Annotated in this window: 18 protein-coding genes; 6 read left to right on the top strand and 12 right to left on the bottom strand. The window is 41.1% G+C overall.

All coding sequences use genetic code 11. From position 1 onward, the window contains the following. Nucleotides 1-220 precede the first annotated feature (220 nt). From FIU87_RS01515 to FIU87_RS01480, 8 genes are all read right to left on the bottom strand, one after another. Nucleotides 221-2,398, bottom strand: coding sequence for a beta-propeller domain-containing protein (locus FIU87_RS01515; RefSeq protein WP_152442964.1), 2,178 nt, complete (start codon nt 2,396-2,398; stop codon nt 221-223). Between the two features lie 455 nt (nt 2,399-2,853). Further along, on the bottom strand, nt 2,854-3,783 hold the full coding sequence (locus tag FIU87_RS01510; protein ID WP_253905560.1) for an IS3 family transposase: 930 nt from the start codon (nt 3,781-3,783) through the stop codon (nt 2,854-2,856). A 17-nt stretch (nt 3,784-3,800) separates the two neighbouring features. Then, complete coding sequence (locus FIU87_RS21320) at nt 3,801-4,445, bottom strand: transposase (protein WP_152442962.1); 645 nt, start codon at nt 4,443-4,445, stop codon at nt 3,801-3,803. 97 nt (nt 4,446-4,542) lie between these two features. Continuing rightward, the gene (locus FIU87_RS01500) at nt 4,543-5,175 is read right to left on the bottom strand and encodes an NAD(P)/FAD-dependent oxidoreductase (RefSeq protein ID WP_152446369.1); all 633 of its coding nucleotides are present in this window, start codon (nt 5,173-5,175) and stop codon (nt 4,543-4,545) included. 8 nt (nt 5,176-5,183) lie between these two features. Further along, nucleotides 5,184-6,002: a DUF8832 domain-containing protein gene (locus FIU87_RS01495; protein WP_152442961.1), complete on the bottom strand. Its 819-nt coding sequence runs from the start codon at nt 6,000-6,002 to the stop codon at nt 5,184-5,186. A 16-nt stretch (nt 6,003-6,018) separates the two neighbouring features. Continuing rightward, on the bottom strand, nt 6,019-8,235 hold the full coding sequence (locus FIU87_RS01490) for a heavy metal translocating P-type ATPase (RefSeq protein ID WP_152442960.1): 2,217 nt from the start codon (nt 8,233-8,235) through the stop codon (nt 6,019-6,021). A gap of 89 nt (nt 8,236-8,324) precedes the next feature. Next, nucleotides 8,325-8,531 carry a copper chaperone CopZ gene (gene copZ, locus FIU87_RS01485; RefSeq protein WP_152442959.1) on the bottom strand — a complete coding sequence of 69 codons (207 nt, stop codon included), beginning with the start codon at nt 8,529-8,531 and terminating at the stop codon, nt 8,325-8,327. Between the two features lie 15 nt (nt 8,532-8,546). Next, the gene (locus tag FIU87_RS01480) at nt 8,547-8,888 is read right to left on the bottom strand and encodes a metal-sensitive transcriptional regulator (RefSeq protein ID WP_152442958.1); all 342 of its coding nucleotides are present in this window, start codon (nt 8,886-8,888) and stop codon (nt 8,547-8,549) included. 103 nt (nt 8,889-8,991) lie between these two features. Here FIU87_RS01480 and FIU87_RS01475 point away from each other — a divergent pair, with 103 nt between their 5' ends. Next, a complete protein-coding gene (locus FIU87_RS01475; RefSeq protein WP_152442957.1) occupies nt 8,992-9,555 on the top strand; it encodes a TVP38/TMEM64 family protein in 564 nt (187 codons plus the stop codon). 7 nt (nt 9,556-9,562) lie between these two features. On the opposite strand, the gene helD is transcribed toward FIU87_RS01475, so the two are convergent. Further along, entirely contained in the window at nt 9,563-11,869 is a 2,307-nt protein-coding gene (gene helD / locus FIU87_RS01470; RefSeq protein ID WP_172970908.1) for an RNA polymerase recycling motor HelD, read from the bottom strand. Between the two features lie 262 nt (nt 11,870-12,131). Between helD and bioB the strand changes: the two genes are divergently transcribed. Both bioB and FIU87_RS01460 read left to right on the top strand, forming a co-directional pair. Continuing rightward, the gene (bioB, locus tag FIU87_RS01465; RefSeq protein WP_152442956.1) at nt 12,132-13,142 is read left to right on the top strand and encodes a biotin synthase BioB; all 1,011 of its coding nucleotides are present in this window, start codon (nt 12,132-12,134) and stop codon (nt 13,140-13,142) included. 31 nt (nt 13,143-13,173) lie between these two features. Next, nucleotides 13,174-13,389: a hypothetical protein gene (locus FIU87_RS01460; protein ID WP_152442955.1), complete on the top strand. Its 216-nt coding sequence runs from the start codon at nt 13,174-13,176 to the stop codon at nt 13,387-13,389. Here FIU87_RS01460 and FIU87_RS01455 read toward each other — a convergent pair. Further along, nucleotides 13,368-13,697, bottom strand: coding sequence for a YciI family protein (locus FIU87_RS01455; protein ID WP_152442954.1), 330 nt, complete (start codon nt 13,695-13,697; stop codon nt 13,368-13,370). The two genes, FIU87_RS01460 and FIU87_RS01455, sit on opposite strands and share 22 nt — an antisense overlap. A gap of 219 nt (nt 13,698-13,916) precedes the next feature. On the opposite strand from FIU87_RS01455, the gene FIU87_RS01450 reads away from it, so the two are divergent. Beyond that, the gene (locus FIU87_RS01450; RefSeq protein ID WP_152442953.1) at nt 13,917-14,210 is read left to right on the top strand and encodes a hypothetical protein; all 294 of its coding nucleotides are present in this window, start codon (nt 13,917-13,919) and stop codon (nt 14,208-14,210) included. Between the two features lie 41 nt (nt 14,211-14,251). On the opposite strand, the gene FIU87_RS01445 is transcribed toward FIU87_RS01450, so the two are convergent. Next, nucleotides 14,252-15,127: an SDR family oxidoreductase gene (locus FIU87_RS01445; RefSeq protein ID WP_152442952.1), complete on the bottom strand. Its 876-nt coding sequence runs from the start codon at nt 15,125-15,127 to the stop codon at nt 14,252-14,254. 187 nt (nt 15,128-15,314) lie between these two features. Here FIU87_RS01445 and FIU87_RS01440 point away from each other — a divergent pair, with 187 nt between their 5' ends. After that, a complete protein-coding gene (locus FIU87_RS01440) occupies nt 15,315-15,461 on the top strand; it encodes a lmo0937 family membrane protein (protein WP_152442951.1) in 147 nt (48 codons plus the stop codon). 94 nt (nt 15,462-15,555) lie between these two features. Further along, a complete protein-coding gene (locus FIU87_RS01435) occupies nt 15,556-15,702 on the top strand; it encodes a lmo0937 family membrane protein (protein ID WP_152442950.1) in 147 nt (48 codons plus the stop codon). Between the two features lie 113 nt (nt 15,703-15,815). Here FIU87_RS01435 and FIU87_RS01430 read toward each other — a convergent pair whose 3' ends face one another. Beyond that, nucleotides 15,816-16,745, bottom strand: coding sequence for a manganese-dependent inorganic pyrophosphatase (locus tag FIU87_RS01430; RefSeq protein ID WP_152442949.1), 930 nt, complete (start codon nt 16,743-16,745; stop codon nt 15,816-15,818). Nucleotides 16,746-16,995 lie beyond the last annotated feature (250 nt).

Below are 16,995 nucleotides of genomic sequence, written 5' to 3'. Positions count from 1 at the left end.
ATTTTATTATAGCATCTACATGTTAGAATTCGAAACTGCTACGTTGGGTAAGTAGGTTGAAAGTTTAAATTGTCTACAACGTTAAACGACGCTGTTGAATTCCCCCATTGACTTTGCGTCTAAAACTAGGCTTTCTATAGATATATGAATGTGATTCCACGGACGTGTGTTGGTCAAACCTCACTTTTAAGAAAAAAAGAAGAGCAAAAATCGCTCTTCTTTACCAAGTAATTTTGGTTGCCTTTATTTCTTTTGGAGTGACGGTGTACAAATGGTCATCAATGTACAAGATTCGTTGCACCATCTGCTCCCATTGCTCGTAAAGTTCATCTTCTTTTTGATGAGTGATTTGCTTGTGCAGGGTAAAGCCTTTTTCAGGGTCAATGCCGTAAACAAGCGCCCCTTCAAACTCTAATCGATAGCTTTCGTCTTTTTCGTTTTCGTGGTACATCGTAATTGGAAACGCAAAGATATCTTTTTCTTTATGAAACAGTAGCGCCTTATGGTCATAGTTTAATGGCGAATGAGTGGACCTGCCTCCAATGATTTCTGTATGTTTTTCAAGTGGGTTGGTTGGGTCACTAACATCAAAGAGGGAGATTTTCACCCCATTTGTTACGACCCGTGTTCCCCATTGATCTTTTTCTAATTTCGTATCATAGCCAAAGCCAATGAGATGATTTTCATCATAAGGATGCAAATAGTTACTAAAGCCAGGAATTTTCAGTTCACCGAGTACTTTCGGCTCATTCGGGTTACTTAAGTCAAAGACAAAAAGTGGATCGACTTCTTTGAACGTGACAACATAGGCTTTATCCTGCATGAATCGTACAGAGTAAATTCGTTCGCCCCTGGCAAGATCGTCCACACTACTCACCGTGTTTAAGCCGCCATCAAGAATATACAGATGATTGCTGGATGGTGATTGCTCATCCCACGCCTGCCCTCTTGTTGCAGCAACCCGGAAGTAGCCTTTATGTTCATCCATGGAAAACTGGTTTAGTAGATACCCTTGGATAGAACCGTTTGCAGCAAACTGCACATTCGTTCCTTCTACCGAAAATCTGTAAAGTTCTGTGTTTTGGTTATCCATCCAATTGGGGCCATGGTAATGATTTGGAACAGCCACATACAGATTATCTTTGGACATGTAAATTTGATTTCCACTTCCGACATAGGTCAATATGGAGGCTTCTTCTTCTGGTTTTTCCAGGTCAAATGCCGCAATAGTCATAAAATTATCCTCTGAAGAGTCTGGAAAATAAGAGATTTTATCAAATGGAACTGGTTCCATTTTTTCTTCGTCTTCTCCAACCGACTCCGAATATCTAGGTCTTAAATCTGCTTCTGGATGCTCCTCTAAAATCCAATAGTTTGCGTATTGATTGGTTAGAAGGTAGACATGATTGTCAATTTTTCGGCTTGAAATATAGTATCCTTCTAAGGTGATTGTTTTTTCTACGACTGGGTTCTTGCGGTCTGAGATGTTATAGATGATCGCACGGGTCGATTCGTAGACTGGTAAAATCATATCAGTAGTGCTCGTTTCTTTTGATTGATTATACGCCTTTTCATTCCAGTGATTGCCGATGACTACTAACTGATCTCCATCAAGAAACAGCTGAATAGGATTAAATGCTCGGTAAGCAACTTCCGTCATGACTTTCATTTCTTTGGTCGGTTCTGCCTTCGTAATTTTCAGTTTCTGATCGATAACCTGATAAATATACTCGCCATCGGTTTTTACGATGTCCGCTTCATCCACTCCTTGAACTTGGACATTTGTGTCGGAGAAGTCACCACCGCCACCACCAGACTCTTCTTCATTTGCCATATCAGCACTAGATGATTCTGCCTTTTCATCTGAGGCAGCCGAGTCTCTTCCAAATCCAAAGATGGAACCATCAGAAGCTTTTTGTTCTTTTTTCCATTGTTCCAGTCTTGAACTAAATAGTGTATTTAGTTCTTCCTTCGAGCCAATGGTTGGCAATGTTTCATGCACCATAAACGTTATTTTCTTTTTTCCATTTAAGGTTTCTCCATCCACAGACTCTATGTCACCATCGATATGCAGTTCGTAGGGTCCATTTTCAACAAGATACCCATTTCCCGGTGCAGAAACTTTAATCGAGTTATTTTGAATGTCGAGCTTAACCTCTACGAAGTCCCCATTCTTATCTTTTATATAAATGGATTCTTCTTTAATGGATTCCTGCTTAATGGATTCTGAGAATGTCAGCATCCAGCTTTTGTTGGTCAGGACTGTCTGAACGCCATTAAAACTATTTGTCCCACCCGAACTATTCACAGCAAACGGTTCTTTTGTCAGATAAATGGAGCCGAAGATAATTGCAAGTGTTGCAGTAAGTAAAAGATACATGATCACCCTTTTATTCATGGAAATGCCCCCTTTACACGGTTAGACGCACCTTGTGTAAAAAAGTTACATTGTTGGAAATGTTGTGTTTGAAAAGAGGTGTTTTTGAGGTTTGGGTTGTTTTAGCATGAAGTCGAGGGAGGGTGGCACGAGGTTAGGGGACTTGCATCAACCTGGGGGTTGGCATGAACTGGGGGGTTGGATGAAATTGAGGGGTTGGCACGAACTCCAGGGGTTTCGGCATCACCTCTAGGTGTTTTAGCACGAACTCGGGCCGTTTTGGCATCAACTCCACCTGTTTTAGCATGAACTCGGGGTGTTTTGGCATCAACTCGGTTCAACCCCCTAAGTTTGGACACATACTACTATTTACTAGGGTTATCTCATTATTTTAATCTTCTACCGCGCTTGCGCTTGGTTGCCCCGAGAAGAAAGGTTAAAGTGAATCGCTTTAACCTTTCTTCTCGGGGTAAACGTTACATCGTTAGCTCTACTGGATCCATGGATTTTGCCAACCATTTGGCATAATACTCACTTGGACTGTAGTCGTTTAAACTGCCGTGATACCTTCTATTATTATAAAATTCAATATAAGCATCCACAGTATTAAACGCATGATCAAAAGTTATAAATTCGTTTTTCTGATAACATTCTCTTTCAAGCACACTATGAAAAGACTCTATATAAGCGTTCATATTTGGTGATTTTGGTGGAATTCGTTCGTGTTCGAATTTATCCTCACTAAACTGTTGGAAATGGTTGCTGATAAACTGAGGGCCATTATCTGAACGAATAATGAGTCTACTTTCCCCTTGTCCAACTTCTTCAGCTGATGTCATTTTGACACCACGTTTCATCATAGCTTTCATCAACATCTTGGTAACTTTAGTCGCTTCACACGTCTTCCCAAGATAGTACCCCACAATCTTTCGATCAAACACATCTATTGCGCTCACAAGATAGAAAAAACGGCGAGAATTCATCACATATCCATATTTAATATCTACTTGCCACAACTGATTAGGACCTGTAATCTTACGATTCTTTGCGAGTCTGCGTAGGTGTTTCTGCTTCTTTTCCCTTTGAGGCATCAAGATATCAAGCTCTTTACATAGACGATACACTTTCTTTTTGTTGATAATGAGATGATGTTTTCTTCTTAAAGCTTTTGTTAACTTCCTATATCCGTATATCTCTTCTTCCCCTTCGATAAGCTGCATGAGATACACTTTGATTGACGTATCTTTTACTTTCTTTTTCGTCTTTCTGTTCAGGGAATAGCCAGGTATAGGTCTTCCCCCTGTAGGAACCTTAGCTTTTGGTGGATTGGCCAAACGGTAATAATAAGTAGAACGAGTAATGGAAGCATACTTTAATACACGGCTGGCAGGGAATCCCTCGTCAATCCACTCTTTAGCGAAAGTTATTTGTTCCGAAAGGTTGGTAAGTTTTTTTTTACCATTTGGCGAAGCATCGCTACCTCTAGTTCTTTTTCACCTAAAAGTTTCATGGCATGGTCATACTTCTTTTGAAGTTCTTGAGTAGAAGTAGACTCTGAAAGTGGCCTAACACCGTCTTTTTCCATCTCTGCTTCTATTTCATCGCGATACTGTCTTATCCAATTTCCTAGAGTAGAACTGCTCACTCCAGTTTTCCTAGCGATAAAAGCAGTATTCCCAGATTCAAGTGCCATTCTCACATATTGCTTTTTTACATCTTCCATCGGTCCATTACGTTTACTCATTTGGACTCCTCCTTTGATACTTCTATGATAATATCTTTTGAAGTAGGTGTCCAAATCAGTTAGGGGGCTAAATAGAACTCCACCTGTTTTAGCATGAACTCGGGGTGTTTTGGCATCAACTCCACCTGTTTTAGCATGAACTCGGGGTGTTTTGGCATCAACTCCACCTGTTTTAGCATGAACTCGGGGTGTTTTGGCATCAACTCCACCTGTTTTAGCATGAACTCGGGGTGTTTTGGCATCAACTCCACCTGTTTTAGCATGAACTTTCAAAAATGAGGAGATATCATAGGTGAAAAAGAGCGACTTGGTATCCTTTTTCATAACAAACTAGCAACATTCCTGTGAAAGTAGCCTTAAACTGCAAAAAAAATGCCCAGAAACACCGTGATTATCAAACCACATTGCTTCTGGACATATTTTAAGCTTCTATTTTTTCCTTCAATGCCTCAAATCCATGTCTGTTAACAAATTTTGCAAACTGCTCACGTTTTTTTCCTTCGCTTGCATAGATGTCTATCAATTTATCGATCATCACATATAATTCCTCATCAGTCAGCTTGCTAGCAAACAACGCTCCTGTTCTAGCGTCGGTCCCTTTCGCTTTTCCGCCAACATATAAATCAAACCTGTGATCGTGTTGTTTGATAACGCCGATGTCATTCACTAAAGGCTCGCCGCATGCAACAGGACAACCTGTATAGGCAGGCTTTAATGTAAAAGGTACCGGTCTTCCTGCAATGCGTCTGTTAATCTCCTTTGCAACTGGCATCCCTTCTTCTAGCTCCCCTTTGCAAAAATTGCAGGTACGCAAGCTTTTGACGAAATTTCCGACAGGATAGCAGTGGAGGCCAACCTTCTTGAACTCTTCTTTGATGTCATCCAATTTTTCCTCAGGAACGTCTACATACAACTGTTGAAACGTGGTTATCTCTATCTCATCCTCGTCTTTTAAATACCGTGCTAACGTCAAAAGCTGCTTGCTGTTCAATTTAGCACCAAAGCTTATGCCTCCGTTTACGGCAAGCTTCATCATTTTCTCTCCCATTCCAATGAACCCCTTTATTCTGTTATTTCTAACACATATGGAAAGGCATACACTTCTCCGTTCAGCTTGAATTCTGCCCACAGTTTATACATGCCTGGCTGGGTGAAATGTGCTTCAAACACCGGCTCTTCTCCTTCTCTTGGATGAACATGAATAAACTCTTCTAAGGCTTCATCCACCACTACCACATGTCCTAACGCACCTAAATAGTTTTCAGGTTCCCCACCTTCAATATCAAAGGTTAATACTACATTCTCTTTTACCGAAAAATTATCTGCATTCAGGGTTACTTTATACCCGTTTTGTTCCTTCGTCCAAGACGTTTCCGGCTTGAGTTGTGCATGCTTTTCCTCATGGTCCCCATGCTGTCCAACCATGACAGAAACCGGTTTGGTCTCATAGCTTCCTTCTGCAGGAGTTATATCGACAAACGCTGCATACATACTATCTTCAAGGTCCGCTTGCGCTTCAAACATTCCAGGCTCGATTTTTTCAGGGTGAAGATGCTGGAATTTCTCCAAATCCTCACTAATGACAATAAGGTGCATGAGTTTTTCATGATTTACCTTTAAATCATCCATCGCGTTTCCTGATTGGTCTGTAAGCGTGACGGTTAATTTGTCTTCCTCAAGTTCCACAGCTGCCTTTACGTCACTATCGTCATGACTGTCATGATCCTCTTCATGTTCCCCATGCCCTTCTTCCTCATGTCCTCCATGGGATGCATTTTCATGTGTACTGTCTGTGTTATCTCCTGCAAAAAATGCATATGCGGAGTACCCTCCAATGACGAGAAGTAAGTAAACAATGGCGGATCCAATCCATTTTTTCATCGCGTTTCGCTCCCTATTATAATTTTACCTTTTGAAGTCTTAGGGCATTTAGCACAACAGAGACCGAGCTAAAGGCCATCGCTGCTCCTGCAACCCATGGTGCGAGGAAACCAATGGCTGCAATTGGAATTCCCATCGTGTTATAGGCAAAAGCCCAGAAGAGGTTTTGCTTAATGTTCGTAATCGTTTTTTTGCTCATCATGATGGCATCTGCAATACTGTTTAAATCCCCGCGCATCAAGGTAATATCTGCCGCTTCCATGGCAACATCGGTTCCTGTACCAATAGCCATCCCAATATCAGCGGTTACAAGAGCTGGCGCATCATTGATACCGTCTCCCACCATCGCTACTTTCTTTCCTTGTTGTTGAAGCTTTGATATCTCTTCTGCCTTTTGTTCTGGCAATACTTCTGCAATGACGTGATCAATGCCGGCAAGGGCTGCAATCGCTTTTGCCGTTCTTTCGTTATCTCCTGTCATCATCACAACCTCAAGACCCATATCCTTTAAGCGTTTTACTGCTTCTTTGGATGTATCTTTAATGGTATCTGCGACTGCGATGATGCCTTTATAGTGGTCATCAATTGCGATGAGCATCGCCGTTTTCCCATCTGACTCCATGGTCTGAATGCTTTCTTCTGCACTCTCCACTGGAATGTGGTGCTTTTTCATAAGCTTTCGCGTTCCAACCAATACCTTGGTTTCCCCAACGGTTGCCTCAATTCCGTAACCAGGAACCGCTTCAAAGGTCGTGACACTACCGAAATCTATTCCTTTATGACGAATTCCCTCTACAATTGCTTGTGCGAGTGGGTGCTCTGATTGCTTTTCAGCAGCCCCAATGATGGAGAGAATTTCTTTTTCATCTGTTCCTTCTTCCAAGATGACATCCGTTAACACTGGCGCACCATTTGTCACGGTGCCTGTTTTATCTAACACAACGGTAGTAAGACGGTGCGTTTGCTCTAAGTGCTCGCCTCCCTTAAAAAGGATGCCAAGCTCTGCAGCTCTGCCAGATCCCGCCATGATCGAAGTGGGAGTTGCAAGACCAAGTGCACAAGGACACGCAATGACCAGAACAGCAATCAGGTTTACAAGGGCTTGTGCAAAGTTTCCAGGATCTACGATAAAGTACCAAACAAGAAATGTTGCAACGGCAATTCCCACCACAATCGGAACGAAAATGCCTGATATTTTATCCGCCAGTCGCTGAATTGGAGCCTTAGAACCTTGCGCCTGTTCGACAATGCGAATGATTTGAGCAAGGGCTGTTTCCTTTCCTACCTTCGTTGCTTTCATTTTTAAGAAGCCATTTTTATTTATCGTAGAGCCATAGACAGTATCTCCACTCTTTTTATCTACAGGGATACTTTCTCCTGTTAGCATAGATTCATCTACCGCTGATACACCGTCAATAATCTCGCCGTCTACTGGAACTTTTTCTCCAGGCTTAACATATAAAATGTCTCCAACAAGCACTTCTTCAAGCGGGACTTCCAGTTCTTCCCCGTCTCTTTGAACAATTGCTGTTTTGGCTTGAAGTCCCATCAGCTTTTTGATAGCTTCCGAGGAACGCCCCTTTGCCCTCACTTCAAACAATTTTCCTAAAATGATTAGAGTGATAATAACGGCACTTGTCTCAAAATATAGCTCGACCATGTGTGCATCAGATCCGATAGATTGAATCGACAAGTATAAGCTGTACACATAAGCAGCTGTTGTTCCAAGCGCTACAAGCACATCCATGTTGGCGCTTTTATTCCTTAATGCCTTATAGGCTCCCGTGTAAAATTGCCAGCCAATGAAAAATTGAACCGGTGTTGCCAGAGCAAGCTGAACCCACGGATTCATCAGCATGTCAAGTAAGTAGATAAAGGATGTAAACGAAAAATGACTAACCATGGCCCAAAGAAGTGGGATGGTTAAAATAAGGGCGAAGAAAAACTTCCCTTGTTGCCTTTCTAATTCTTTTTGACGAAATGCCTCGGTGCTTTCGTTTTTTTCTACTTTTTCGGTTGCCCCGTATCCTGCTTTTTCAATACGGGCGATAATGTCTTCGGGCTTCAGTTTTTCAGGATTGTACTCTACTGTCCCGCTTTCTAAGGCCAGGTTAACATTGGCGGTTGTCACACCGTCCATTTTACTCAGCACTTTTTCCACTCTGCTTGAACATGCCGCACAGGTCATGCCAGTAATTAGAAATTCTGATTTGCCTTGATTTTGTTCACTCATTGTCGTGCCTCCTTATATACCTATAGGGGGTATATTTTTTGCCGAATAAAACGTGCAACTCTTATTAGATTGCACGTTTTTATTTGCCTTTACGCTACTTCATAGCCTTCTTCATCAATGGTTTCTTTGATTTGGTCCACCGTTACTTCCTCATTACTATATTCAACAGCTACCGTACCCGCAGCAAGATCTACTTTTACTGCATTTACCCCTTTTAATTCACCAACGCTTCCTTCCACTGCTTTGACACAATGACCGCAAGACATACCGTTTACATTCAATGTTACTGTTTCCATTCTCCCATCTCTCCCTTATTTCATTAGTTTTTTTACTGTTACAAGTAGCTCATCTAACACTTCTGTGTCGCCATCTTGAATTCTTTCAACCACACAGGATTTCATATGTCCTTCGAGAAGAAGCTTCCCTAACCCGTTTAATGCCGATTGAACGGCAGCAATTTGAGTGAGAACATCGTCACAATAGGTGTCTTCTTCAATTAAACGTTTTACTCCACGCACCTGGCCCTCAATTCGGTTCAATCGGGACACAAGTGACTTTTTTACTTCTTCAGAATGATGACTTTTACGTACTGTATCATCTGTATGGCAGCAGGATTCATTGTCTGTTACTATTTCTTTTGGAAGGTTTTCCATTTATAAATACCTCCTGTTCCTGTATAATGTAACATACCCCCTTAGGGTATGTAAAGAGATGAGATTCAAGTTTTTTAAAATAGGTGAAAATGAGGGAAACGGCATGTGGAGAGATTATCTTATTGAATTATTTTCAGCGTCAGGTCCTTGGATTGCTGTTGTTATTAGTATTGTTATCAATACGATTATTAGTATTTTGGCCTTTGTGCCAAGTGTATTTATCACTGCCGCGAATCTTGCCTTTTTTGGCTTTTTGATAGGCACCTTGATTTCCTTTTTAGGAGAGAGCATCGGTGCGGTGGTGAGCTTTTGGCTCTATCGCAAAGGTATTAAAAAATTCGCTCCAGATGCGTTACTGAAAAATAAATGGCTATTTCGTCTACAGCAAACAGATGGCAAAAATGCATTTATACTAGTCCTTGCGCTCCGCCTATTCCCTTTTGCACCATCAGGACTTGTCACGCTTGCAGGGGCAACGAGTAAAATTGGGTTGGGTTCTTTTGCAGTTGCTAGTACAATAGGAAAAATCCCAGCACTGTTAATAGAGGCATTTTCTGTGTATCAGGTGTTGCAGTGGAATACACCTGGTAAAATCATTTTGACTCTTGTTGCCATTGCGTTACTTATTGGTGCTTGGAAGAGTAGAAAAAAGAGTGACAAAGCTTAACGCCCTGTCACCCTTTTCCTAGCTTTTCTGCTGAAACGCACTCTAACAGAAAGGCCTCTTTTCTTCCTCCAAAAAAGCTTAAGTGATGAAGTGGTCTCGTCATTGCTACATACAATAGCTTCACATCAATTTCCGTTTTTGAGTATTCTTCTTCTAATGAACACAAAATAACGGCGTCAAACTCAAGCCCTTTGGCAAGCTGAGCATGAACGATCACCACATCTTTTTGATTAATTTCTTGATTTTCCTCGAGCAGCTGCACATTCCACTCCGAGTTCATCCTCATGAGTTTCTCAAGTTTTCTGCATTCATTCTCCGTCTTTCCGATAATAGCAATCGTTTTGCGACCGAGTGCATACTGCTCCCCAATCTCCTTATTTAACTGGAATGCCATCTCCTTTTTTGACGCTTCCCATTCATGAAAGACGGGCTTTTCCCCGTGCCGTACAACAGGCTCCACTTTTGGAAGTTCAAACGGGAGAAGCTTAAGCACATCATTTGCCGTTTCCATAATCTCTACTGTTGTTCGATAGCTCTTTTGCAAGGTTGTATAGGCTGCACGTGGAAAGATTTCCTGTCTAACCTTGTTCCAATCCTGAATGCCTCGGTAGGAATGAATACCTTGAGCAAGATCGCCTACAATCGTGAACATGTCTGTTTCAAGGGCACTTTTTAATGCGGCCAGCTGAAAATAACTGTAATCCTGCGCTTCATCAATGACCACATTGCGAGCCCGCAAGTCCTTATCAATGCCATATAAATGGTGCTGCAAATATAACAGCGCTGCTAAATCCTCCAGTTCATACTGCTTTTTTCGATGTAGGGTTGTGTGATAGTCAATAAAATATTTAATCTGGTACTCATCCAGGAATTCTTTGGCATAGCTACTGAAAAGCTCCTTGTTTGTGACCAATTCCTTAAAATAATGAAACAAGGTGTGCTTAGGAAGCTTGCGAATAAAGGCGTTAACAGCAGTGCGTGATTCGCGGTTTATTTCCGTTATCATTTCATCCTTTTTATCCATCGCTTTCGTCACATAGCTTTTTCGTTTGGCCGGGTCAAGCTTGGAATTAAACAAGGCTTTATCGAGCTTATGATCGTAGAATTTTGCCACCTTTTCAAGCAACACTTTCTTTTCTGTGCGCACATAGTTTTGGAGCACACTTTTCACTTTTTCCACCCTACGATAATAGGGTAGGTAGGTATATTCGTTGCGGATGAGATTATCGATTTTTTCTGCTGTGTACAGCTTAAATTTTGACGTTAAATAAAAATCCTCTTGTGGGATAAGGGTTTCTAAAATGTCCGATAAATAACGATCGATGATTTTTTTATATTCTAGTGATCCTTTAAAGCCTGCAAGCCATTGAATCATTTCTGGATTGTCATATGTATGATTGATGAAACCCATTAGCTTCTCTGATGGTGGCACTAGCTTTATTTTTTTGCCAATGCAGTTTTTCACAAAGTCTATGAAGGTGGTTTGCAAAATTCTGTCCACGCCAAGCTCCGGAAGCACTTCAGAAATATAATCAATAAAGAGATTGTTCGGCGCAAGAATCATGAGCTGCTCTGGACGGAATTGCTCCTGATAGGTGTAGATAAAATAGGAAATTCGGTGAAGGGCAATGGTTGTCTTTCCGCTCCCCGCCGCTCCTTGGACAATAATCGGTTTATTCAAATCTGCTCGGATAATCCTGTTTTGTTCCTCTTGAATCGTGGAAACAATGTCTGTCAACCTATTGCTAGAGCTACCAGACAAGGATTCCTGGAGTAATTCATCGGTTGTTGTTAAATCAACATCCCTAATGTCCTCAAGCTTTCCATCTTCTATGATGTATTGGCGTTTTAAAGAAAGGTACCCATCATAGGTTTCTCCCTCTGCTTCGTATTCCACCTCACCAAGCCTTCCATCATAATAGAGGTTAGCAATAGGCGAACGCCAGTCAACGATAATTGGGTCTTGGGTTTCTCGATCGAACAAGGACGCTTTTCCAAAATAGAGGATTTCACTTTCCTCTTTTCCTTTTCGTCTGTAGTCCACTCTTGCAAAATAAGGTTTATGATAGATTTTCTTGAGGTTACGAATTTCTTCTGTGGTTCGTTGGAGTAGATTTGCATTGGTGAGCATGTTCATATAACTGAAACTGCTATCTTTGAAGTCCATGCCATCTAAGGCTTCTTTAAAGCTCGCTTTGAAGGATTCCTCATCTAGTTCAGTTGCTTGGATTACTATATCCATATACTTTTTGGTGAATGTTAATCGTTCTATCTCCTGCTCGAAGTCAGGATGTTTCTTCTTTCGTTCTCCCAAACTCTTCACACTCCCTTACTTTTTGGAGACGCAAAAAACCATGAATCGGAGCTTCTCCATCCATGGTAAATCCTTGGGTTCCATTATCAAAGTACAACGCAACGTAGGTTTGTTCATTTTTTTGCCGGAAGGATAATTATAACCGCTTTCAAAATAATTTGCAATTTTCTCTTATATTTCATGGTTTTCCTTGTCAGAGTCGCGTTGCAATTGTAAACTTTACTAGTATTAAGGTTTACAATTATGACTAGGAGTGATTACGTTGACATGGAAACAACTTGCTGAAAAAGTAGTAGGTGGCTATAAACTTACACCTGCAGAAGCGCTGGAAATTTTACAAGAAGACGATGATCGAGTACTTGAGCTTGTTCAAGCTGCTTTTGATATTCGCAAACATTACTATGGAAAAAAAGTAAAACTAAATCTCATTATTAACGCAAAAAGTGGACTTTGCCCGGAAGACTGTGGGTATTGCTCGCAATCCATGAAAGCCGACACAGAAATTGACAGCTATCCACTCGTGAGCAAGAAAGTGATTGTGGACGGAGCAAGGGAAGCGAAAAAAAATAAAATTGGTACGTACTGTATCGTGATGAGTGGACGAAAGCCAACCAATCGTGATGTAGATACCGTGGTAGCAGCCGTGCAGGACATCAAAAAAGATATTGAGAACATCAAGCTTTGTGCCTGTCTAGGCTTAGTGAATGAAGATCAAGCAAAGCTATTGAAGGAAGCTGGCGTGGATCGCTTCAATCACAATATAAATACGAGTAAAGGACACCACAGTGCCATTACGACTACCCATGATTACGATGATCGCGTTCGGACGCTTGAGATTTTAAAGGATGCTGGAATTTCTCCTTGCTCTGGTGTCATTTGCGGGATGGGAGAAACGCTTGAAGATGTTGTCGAAATGGCATTTTCCTTAAAAGAGCTTGATGCCGATTCCATCCCTGTGAACTTTCTGCATCCGATTGAAGGAACGAAGCTAGCGGGCATGGATGATTTAACACCATTAAAGTGCTTGAAGATTTTAGCGATGTTCCGCTTTGTGAACCCTACAAAAGAAATTCGGATTTCGGGTGGGCGTGAATACAATCTTCGCACCTTACAAACGATGGGACTTTACATTGCAAACTCCATCTTTGTTGGGGACTATTTGACAACTAGCGGGCAAGCCTCCAACCAAGATTTCCAAATGATTAAGGATTTGGGGTTTGAAATTGAAGAAAATGCCTTCGAAACGGAAAGCCAGCAGTTTGCAGGGGTGTAAGGGTGGATTGAGGTGGTTGAGGTGACCGGGGGTGATGATTGCATCACTTTTGGAGGTTATTGCATCACTTTTTACCGTTATTGCATCACTTCTACTCTTAGCACCAAACCGCGCTGCTCAAGCTACCCATTCACCTAAGTTTAGAGGCGGCCCTGCCTTCAAAACGGAAAGCCAGCAGTTTTCAGCAGCACAAAAAAATCGGTCAAGGTACAATCCCCTTGACCGTTATACTTCCAATGAATATTGATCATTCAATAGCGCGAGCCTGTATCTTGAAAGCTCCCCTGTCATAACATCATTCGCGATCGCTGGATCGTTGCACATAAATTTCTCCGCATCCTCTTCGTTGTCCGCAAGAAAAATAACAATGCCAAAGCCTGTTTCATCGGTTTGGTCTGTTCTTCCTGCTAGGATAACCTTGCCCTTCTCCACATTTTTCTTTAAGTAGGAAAAGTGCAGGGAGACGACGTTCTTTTCTTCTACTGTCCAATTCTCTGGATCATACAGTCTTTCTGGCAATCGCAATACGTATATATAGGTTTCCCGCTCCATCATCCACTTCCTCTCTCTAATGATACCTTCTATTTCTACAATATTCGTGATATTCCTTTTTTCTTATGACTAATTCGCTAAAACGAGATCTCTTTTATTATTTCGGTCAGGGCTTTAGTTCTAACTATCCTAGCCTATAAGTTGTGTTTTCTTTTTTTGGAAAGGAACACTGAAACTCCGTAGAGAATATGTAAGCATCTTGAAAAAACGGAGGAGGATACCATGGATTTTTTCTTTGTTGCCTTTGTACAGCTTAGTATTATTGGAACGATTATCTTTGCTCTTTTCACTCTTTTGCAGTTTCTTTTGCCGAAGATTAATTTGCTCTATTTCGTTGCACTTGGTTATGCAGTAGGAAGTCTCATGGTTACCTATTTAGGCGGCTTGCATTATTTTATCTTTTTCAGTATTTTGGCCTCTCTCGCGTTATTCGCCGTTTTGACCGTTCGATTTTACCGTTACATGTTTAAATTAACCGAACAAAAAGCCAATGAGTGGAAAGAAATGAATGTGTAACAAAAAAAGTGCCGATTCAATCTCATGAACCGGCACTTTTTTTATCCATTCACAATGGTTCCTCCGTTTATGTGAATCATTTGACCAGACACATAGGAGGAATCTTCTGAAGCGAGGTAAACATAGGCTGGTGCAAGCTCAGCTGGTTGCCCAGGACGTCCCATCGGAGAGTTTGTGCCGAACTCATCGACATTTTCACCAGGGAACGAGGCTGGAATGAGCGGTGTCCAAATTGGACCTGGCGCCACCCCATTCACCCGAATACCTCGATCGACAATATTTTCAGATAAGGACCTGGTTAGAGCGACAATTGCTCCCTTTGTTGCTGAATAGTCCATTAATACTGGCATTCCTTTATATGCAACGACGGATGCCGTATTAATGATGGAGCTCCCTTTATCTAAATAGGGCATTGCTGCTTGAATAAAGTAAAAATAGGAAAAAATATTCGTCTTGAACGTACGTAATAACTGCTCTTCGGTAATGTCTTCAATTTTTTCTTGAACATGCTGTTCGGCAGCATTATTCACGAGTATATGAATTCCACCAAGCTTCTTCGACGTTTCCTCCACTACATTCGTACAAAAGCTCTTCTCTCCAATATCACCCGAGTAAAGTAGGCAGGTTCCTCCATATTTCTCGACTAAGTTTTTTGTTTCCTTGGCATCTTCATGTTCATCTAAATAAACAATGCTCACATTTGCGCCTTCTTTTGCATAAGCGACCGCAACTGCACGGCCGATTCCGCTGTCTCCACCAGTAATAATGGCATTTTTCCCTTGTAGCTTTCCACTGCCCTTATAATGTGGGTGATCATAAATTGGCTCAGGGATCATTTGATGTTCATCCCCTGGTTGTTTTCTTTGTTCCTGAGCGGGTTGTCCATCTTTTTGGCGATTTGCAAATAATTCATCCATTTTATACACCTTCCCTTGTTAGATTTGATAGTTACACCATTCCACTTGGGCAGGTTTTAAAACGTATTAAACGATAGGAAAAGCCAATCGAAAAAAAACTTGTTTATTTTTCTTTTGACAGGGGAATTACCTTCTGTGTAGACGTTGAAAAAAAATACCATTAAAAAAATAGAAGGAGGAAGGACACATGCTTTGGACAATATTTGTTGTACTATTGGTCTTATGGATACTCGGTTTTGCAATGGAAATTGGCGGAGGTCTCATTCACATTCTGCTAGTCCTTGCTTTGCTTGCTATCATCTTTAATTTATTTGGCCGCAGACGAGTCGGATAGACACTGTTCCAGATATTAGAATGAGTAGGTAAAACCATATCAGGGCATACCTAATATAAGGCTATCATGTCGTATAGTTAGGAGGCAGACTTCGATGTTATGGACAATCTTTATCGTACTTTTAATTCTATGGTTGCTTGGGTTTTCCTTTGATATTGCAGGAAATCTCATTCACATCGTTCTTGTAATAGCACTAATTGCTTTAGTCTATAACCTTTTCATCGGCCGAAGAAAGCCGTAGTAACAAAAACTACATGCGCAGGCAGATGCATAGGAGCTAGACGTCACTACTATGAATTTACTTAAAAAAAGCCGGAAGAGGGATAAACCTTCTTCCGGCTTTTCTGTTGTCTTTTATTTTGTTAAAGCATCCGTCAACACTGGGACTACTTGTTTTTTACGAGAAACGACACCTTTAAGTAAAACAGTATTGTTCTCTAGAGTAACGTTATATGCTTTTTCTACTGCAGGCGCCTGAGAACCCAGTGCAAGACCGACAGAATCGTTTTCAAGAATATCCGTTACCACTAATAGGAATAAATCTAAGTCCTTGTTAGCAACAACCTCTTTAATCACGCCTTCAAGCTCTGCTTGCTTAGCAAGAACATCGTTTGTATCAACCGTATTCACCTGAGCGATTTCTACTTTGTATGAACCCATTTGGAATTCCTTCGCATCTAAAGAAATCAGCTGTTCTACTGTTTTGTCACTAATGTCCGCTCCAGCTTTTAGCATCGCCAAACCGTATTCCTCTGCATTAACTCCTGCAATTTCAGCAAGCTCTTTTGCAGCTTGAACATCTTGTTCTGTGCAAGTTGGAGATTTGAAAAGCAACGAGTCAGAAATGATCGCAGAAAGCATTAATCCTGCAACACTTTTTGAGATCTCTACGCCGTTTTCTTTGTACAGTTTGTTTAGAATAGTCGCCGTGCAACCCACCGGCTCGGCACGGTAGTATAACGGGTCACTTGTTTCGAAATTAGCGATACGATGGTGATCGATAACTTCCAATACACGAACTTGATCAATATCATGGACGCTTTGCTGACGTTCATTGTGGTCAACTAAAATTACCTCTTGTACTTCATTTGCCACCGTTTCAACTAAGCGTGGAACTTCTGCATGAAACTCCTTTAAGGCATATTCTGTTTCCCCGTTCAGCTCACCAAGGCGAACAGGCTCTGCATCCATACCTAATTGTTTTTTTAGCTCTGCATACGCAATGGCAGAACAAATGGAATCTGTATCTGGATTTTTATGTCCTAAAACGAATACTTTTGACATGAGAACGCTCCTTGTAAAAAAGATATTAAGCTACGATAGCTCTTCCTCTTTGTATATTACCTCATATTTTAGTTAGTTTCAAAAACAAAAAAGAACGAGTACAGTATCGCACTCCATACATAGGCATAAAGGGGAATCTTACAATCTACTCCTTATTTTATAACGCGCCTATTAAATTTGATTTTCCTGTTCCTTCCATAATGAGGTCCTTTAATTGAATAAAAAAATCTTGTTGATTACACCAACAAAA

Source organism: Bacillus sp. THAF10 (assembly GCF_009363695.1).
Classification (GTDB): domain Bacteria; phylum Bacillota; class Bacilli; order Bacillales; family Bacillaceae_I; genus Sutcliffiella_A.
The sequence above is the reverse complement of the archived record's forward strand: the minus strand, read 5'-3'. Positions and strand labels throughout refer to the sequence as shown.